Origin of the sequence: Thiohalocapsa sp. (assembly GCF_019695415.1) — a bacterium.
Lineage (GTDB): Bacteria > Pseudomonadota > Gammaproteobacteria > Chromatiales > Chromatiaceae > Thiohalocapsa.
In genome coordinates this window covers 1-4,920 of the sequence record NZ_JAIFKJ010000381.1, presented here as the reverse complement: position 1 = coordinate 4,920, position 4,920 = coordinate 1, and the positions used below count along the sequence as shown (strand labels likewise).

5 protein-coding genes and 1 pseudogene are annotated in these 4,920 nt (G+C 71.8%); 3 read left to right on the top strand and 3 right to left on the bottom strand.

The genetic code is table 11. The features are described 5' to 3' along the window. Positions 1-39: 39 nt before the first annotated feature. The 3 genes and pseudogenes from I6U14_RS10910 to cobJ all read left to right on the top strand — a co-directional run. Positions 40-219 (top strand): annotated as a pseudogene (locus I6U14_RS10910) (precorrin-8X methylmutase); the annotation flags it as partial. Further along, positions 216-1,037: a precorrin-2 C(20)-methyltransferase gene (locus I6U14_RS10905; RefSeq protein ID WP_296899259.1), complete on the top strand. Its 822-nt coding sequence runs from the start codon at positions 216-218 to the stop codon at positions 1,035-1,037. The pseudogene I6U14_RS10910 and the gene I6U14_RS10905, both read left to right, overlap by 4 nt. Further along, positions 1,034-1,816 (top strand): precorrin-3B C(17)-methyltransferase, encoded by a 783-nt coding sequence (gene cobJ, locus I6U14_RS10900; protein ID WP_296899257.1) that lies wholly within the window; start codon positions 1,034-1,036, stop codon positions 1,814-1,816. Before I6U14_RS10905 ends, cobJ begins: the two co-directional genes overlap by 4 nt. A gap of 35 nt (positions 1,817-1,851) precedes the next feature. On the opposite strand, the gene I6U14_RS10895 is transcribed toward cobJ, so the two are convergent. Genes I6U14_RS10895 through I6U14_RS10885 form a run of 3 tightly spaced genes read right to left on the bottom strand, consistent with a single transcriptional unit; the run spans position 1,852 to position 4,695 of the window. Next, positions 1,852-2,628 (bottom strand): cobalt-precorrin-6A reductase, encoded by a 777-nt coding sequence (locus I6U14_RS10895; RefSeq protein ID WP_296899256.1) that lies wholly within the window; start codon positions 2,626-2,628, stop codon positions 1,852-1,854. A 22-nt stretch (positions 2,629-2,650) separates the two neighbouring features. Beyond that, positions 2,651-3,766, bottom strand: a complete 1,116-nt coding sequence (tcuB, locus tag I6U14_RS10890) for a tricarballylate utilization 4Fe-4S protein TcuB (RefSeq protein ID WP_296899254.1) — start codon at positions 3,764-3,766, stop codon at positions 2,651-2,653. 50 nt (positions 3,767-3,816) lie between these two features. After that, positions 3,817-4,695 (bottom strand): FAD-binding protein, encoded by an 879-nt coding sequence (locus I6U14_RS10885; protein WP_296899252.1) that lies wholly within the window; start codon positions 4,693-4,695, stop codon positions 3,817-3,819. Positions 4,696-4,920 lie beyond the last annotated feature (225 nt).

The following is a 4,920-nucleotide window of genomic DNA, read 5'->3' as shown; positions in this document are numbered from 1 at the left end:
TTGCGGAAAGGGTAGGACGGGGGGGCCCGGGGTCAGGATCTAATCGAGGGCTTCCAGGGGGGCTTCGTCGGGGCGGCCGAGAGCAAAGAGGCCCTGGCCGAGAACAGCCGCGGCGTGCCTTTTGTCACGCTGCCCGGCCGCCGCGGCGGCAGCGCCATGGCCGCCGCCGCCGTGAAGGCGCTGGGCGTCGAGCACACCGCGGGGCACCGCAGCGCATGAGCCCGTTCGATGCCCATGCAGATGCGCTGAGCCCGCCGCACTCCGGCGCCACCGCCGGGCAGAGTGCGCGGAGCCGCGCCCCGGAGCAGACCGTCGGGCGGCTGTTCGGTGTCGGCGTCGGTCCCGGCGACCCTGAGCTGCTGACGCTGAAGGCGCTGCGGCTGCTGCGCGCATCTCCGGTGGTGGCTTACTATGCGGCCCCAAAAAAGCGCGGCAACGCCTATACGACAGTGGCGGACTACTTGCGACCGGACCAGATCCTGCTGCCGTTGGTGTACCCGGTGACGGGCCGCATCCCGGCGCCGCCCTTCGACTACGAAGGCACCATGCGCCGCTTCTACGACCGCGCCGCCGAGCTGGTGGCGGGGCATCTCGCCGCCGGCCGCGACGTGGCCGCCCTGTGCGAGGGGGACCCCTTCTTCTACGGCTCCTTCATGTACCTTTATGATCGGCTGGCCGGGCGTTTTCGGGCGGAAGTGGTGCCGGGTGTCTGCTCGGTGGTCGCCAGCGCCGCGGCGCTCGGCACGCCGCTGGTGTATCGGGATCAGAGCCTGCTGGTGCTCGCGGGCACGCTGCCGGAGGCGGAGCTTGAGCGCCGCCTGGCCGAGGCCGAAGCGGCCGCCATCATGAAGCTCGGCAGCAATTTTGCGAAGGTGCGCCGCGTGCTGACCCGCCTCGGGCTCGCCGACCGTGCCCTCTACGTGGAGCGCGCCAGCATGCACGGCGAGCGCAGCGTACCGCTGGCCGACATCGACCCGACGACAGTGCCCTACTTCTCCATGCTGCTGCTGCCCGGGGCGCCGTGGCAGGGCGCGTGAGTGAAGTACCCCCGCAGGGCTCGGACACCGGCAGCCTCACCGTCGTCGGCCTTGGCCCGGGCTCGCAAGCCCAACGGACTCCTGAAGTGAGTGCCGCGCTGGCTGCGGCCACCGACGTGCTGGGCTACCAGACCTACCTGGACCTAGCGGGTCCCTTTCGCCCCGGGCAGCGCGTGCATGCGTCCGACAATCGCGAGGAGCTGGACCGCGCCCGACACGCCCTCAGCCTCGCCGCCGCCGGCGCGCGGGTGGTGCTGGTCTCCTCCGGCGACCCGGGCGTCTTTGCCATGGCCGCCGCCGTGCTGGAGGCGCTGGAGCATGCCGAAGACCCTGCCTGGCATCGCGTTGCGCTGCACATTCTGCCCGGCGTGTCAGCGGCCCAAGCCGCCGCTGCCCTGGCAGGCGCGCCGCTGGGGCACGACTTCTGCGCCCTATCGCTCTCGGATAATCTCAAGCCCTGGGCGGAGATCGAGCGCCGCCTCACGCTGGTGTGCGAGGCAGACCTGGTGCTGGCCCTGTACAACCCCCGTTCCAAGGCCCGGCCGGACCAGTTCGCCCGCGCGCTCGCCGTGATCCGCGAACAGCGCACCGCGGACACCGTCGTCGTGCTCGGCCGCAATATCGCCCGCAGCGGCGAGCAGCTCGAGGTCACCACCCTTGGCAAGCTCGACCCCGAGCAGGTGGACATGCGCACCGTGGTGATCATCGGCTCCTCACGCACACGGCGCATCGAGCGGCCTGACGGTGGGTGCTGGGTCTATACGCCCAGATACTATTAGGGCTGACTGCAGGCGTGGGCACTCCCTTCCGTAGACTACCCGCCCGCTCCGTTACCTACCGCTCCGCGCAGCCACTGCACGGCAGTCGCAACGTCTGGTGCCGTCGGCAGCGTCGGCCGCTGCGGGCGCTCTCGCATCACCACCGGAATGCGGCGCTCGCGGGCGGCCTGGAGCTTGGCGGCACTCGCGACTCCTCCGCTGTTCTTGCACGCGATGCAGTCGATGTCGTGGCGCTCGAGCAGCGCGCGCTCGGCGTCCAGGTCGAAGGGCCCGCGGTCCAGCAGCAGCTCGGCATGGGCGAAGGCCGGCAGTGGGTCCGGCTGACTAACACAACGCACCAGAAACCAGACATCGTCCAGCATCGCGAAGGGCGCGAGCTCTTGGCGGCCCACCGCCAGCAGCACGCGGCGGGCACCCAGTGTGCGCAGCGCGATGACCGCGCCGTACCAGTCGCTCACCTGCTCCCAGCGATCGCCCGGCCCGGGGCTCCAGGCGGGGCGCTCCAGGCGCAACAGCGGCACGTCAAGCCTTGCACAAGCCTGGGCAGCATGCGCGCCCATGGTGGCGGCGAAAGGGTGGGTCGCGTCGATGACGGCCGCAACGTGGTGGCCTGCGAGATAGGCCGCGAGGCCATCGGTGCCACCGAAGCCCCCGACGCGCAGCTCACCCGAGGGCCGGCGCGGATTGGGCGTGCGCCCGGCCAGCGAGGTTACGACGCGCAGATCCGATCTGTCGGTCAGTGCATCGGCCAGCGCATAGCCCTCACTGGTGCCGCCGAGGACCAGAATAGTGGCCGGTGTGGGTTGCCTCATGCTTCGCACGGTCGATGGCGGGTCATTGCAGCGCATCCCGCAGCAGCGCCGCGGCTCGGTAAGCGCCATGGACCATTTTGCTGTAGGGCAGCAGCACGAACAGGGCCAGTACCGTGCCCAGGTGCACCGCGAGCAGCAGCCCCCTAGCCCCCGTCCCGCGCAGCGCCAGCAGCGCCAGGCCGGTTGCGGCGACGGCGAGCAACAGCCAGATGAGCGCAACGTCGGCGCCACGGGTGCCCGGGTCAGTGGGTGAGGGGTCCTCCCGGCGGTGCAGCCACAGCAGCCCAATGCAGCCCGCCACCATGCCGATGCCGCCGGCGGTGCCGAGCAGCACTGGCGCGCTCAGCAGCGGATAGGGCGCCTGTTGGCCCAGCAGGTGGTGCTGTCCGGCGGCGACCATGGTGGAGGCCAGGCAGAGCAGAAAGCCGTAGAAGACCGCGTGATGAAAGCGCCGCCGCAACCGGGACGGACGGTGATCCAGGTCCGCGCAGCCGGGGCCGCCGCCGGATTGGTTCTTGAGCGTCAGCAGGTCCAGCGCAGCGCGCCCAAGCGCGGTGCCGATGCCGGTGCTGCGCGGCGGTGCCCCAGCTGTCGCTGGCGCCGTCGCCCGCCAGAAGCGCGCAACCCCGATGCCAATGGCCAGCAATGCGAAGCCCAGACTCAGCGCTGCCCCGCCGGTCATGACGCCAAACGGCACCACCCGGTAGAAGGCGCCCGGACCGGTGTGCACGGCGAACAGGGTCTCCGTCGGCACCGCCAGCACCACCGCCAGCGTGAACGCCAGCACCACCGCCGCCGCAAGCCCCGCCGTCCAGCGCCCGCTGCCATCGAACGACCGGGCCAAAGCCCGCGGCCAGGCGTAGCGGGCAAAGCTTTGCCAGCGCTGCCGGGCCAGCGCCCTCGGCAGGTTCACCGCGAAGGCGTGCGGCGGTGCGTACTGGCAGTCGTAGAGGCAGCTGCGGCAGTGGTGGCAGAGGTTGGCGAGCTGGTCGAGGTCGCCGTCTGTGAGTCGGCGGCGGCGCTCGGCGGCGCTGAACACGGCGCAAAGGCCATTGCAGTAGTTGCAGATATTGCAGATGGCGAGCTGGCGGCGGGCCTCGGCGGCTTCTGCAGAGGTGCCGGGGTCAACGGCGGCCATGGTCGGCTCCAACGGGTTTGTCGCGACAGGGATGCCGCTCCCACGGGTCATCAATGGGACCCACAGTCGGCTCCGGCGCGGCCCGCGGCCTGCGCGGCCTCGAAGCCGGCGATGCGCCCGAACACCAGCGAGATACTGACGGCGAGGCCGGACACATAACCTTGCGGGATCAGGTTTGCGGCCATGATCATGCCCGCCGCGAAGCCATTGTCCAGGTGTCCAGCATCGGCCCATGCTACCCGGGTGCGGGTGTCTACGGCGATGCCGTGGTGGGCGAAGGTGACCCCGGGGCGCATGGGGTAGGCCGCGAACGGCGGCTCGACGATGGGGTTGGCGCAGGCGGACTTGGGCGGGTCGAGCCCGGCGGTGTGCCAGCCGGCCGCATCGTCCATGTCCTCCGGTTGCTGCAGGCTCGCATTGTAGGTGTCCACCGTCGCGCGCAGGCCGTTGGCGTCGATGCCGGCGGCCGCGGCCAGGGCGTGGATGCTCTGTGCCTGGATGGACGGGTACAGCGCCGCCGGCGTCGCCCGCAGCCCGGCGGCGTCCAGCACCAGCCAACCGATCTGTCCGGGGTAGGCCGCCAGCCGCTGCCCCCAGCGGGAATAACGGGTGGAGGCAGTGTCGGCACCTTCGTCGTGCCGGCGGCGGCCGTCGCGGTCCACGACGATGCCAAGCGGCATGCCGCGGATGCGGGTGACAATCCCGCCGTCCGCCGCCGGCGAGCGGGCGTCCACGGCTACGAGATAGAGCCCAGCCGGGTCACCGATGCCTAGGGCCCCCGCCGCCAGCAGCCAGCGCAATAGCTCTCCGCGGACATGGGGCGTGCCGCGGTTGACGAAGCCGCGTGCGGCCTCGCCCCAGAGCCGGGCGAGCCAGGCCGGGTCTGCATGCGCGCCGCCGCAGGCCAGCACGCAGGCGCCTGCGGGCATGGCACCTTGGTCCGTCAGAGCCGCGGTGACGCGTCGCCCGTCCAATGCGAGCCGGTTCCCGCCGCCGCCCGGCGTGATCCCCCCGCCGAGCGCGACCCCTCGGTCCGCACGCGCCCCCCCCCCCGCCACGCCGCCCCCCCGAAACACTGCGGTCCCGCCCCCGTCAGGCCGCGCCCCCTGCGCCGGTACTTGCCGCGCGACGCCCCTCCCCCGCTGCCCGCCCCG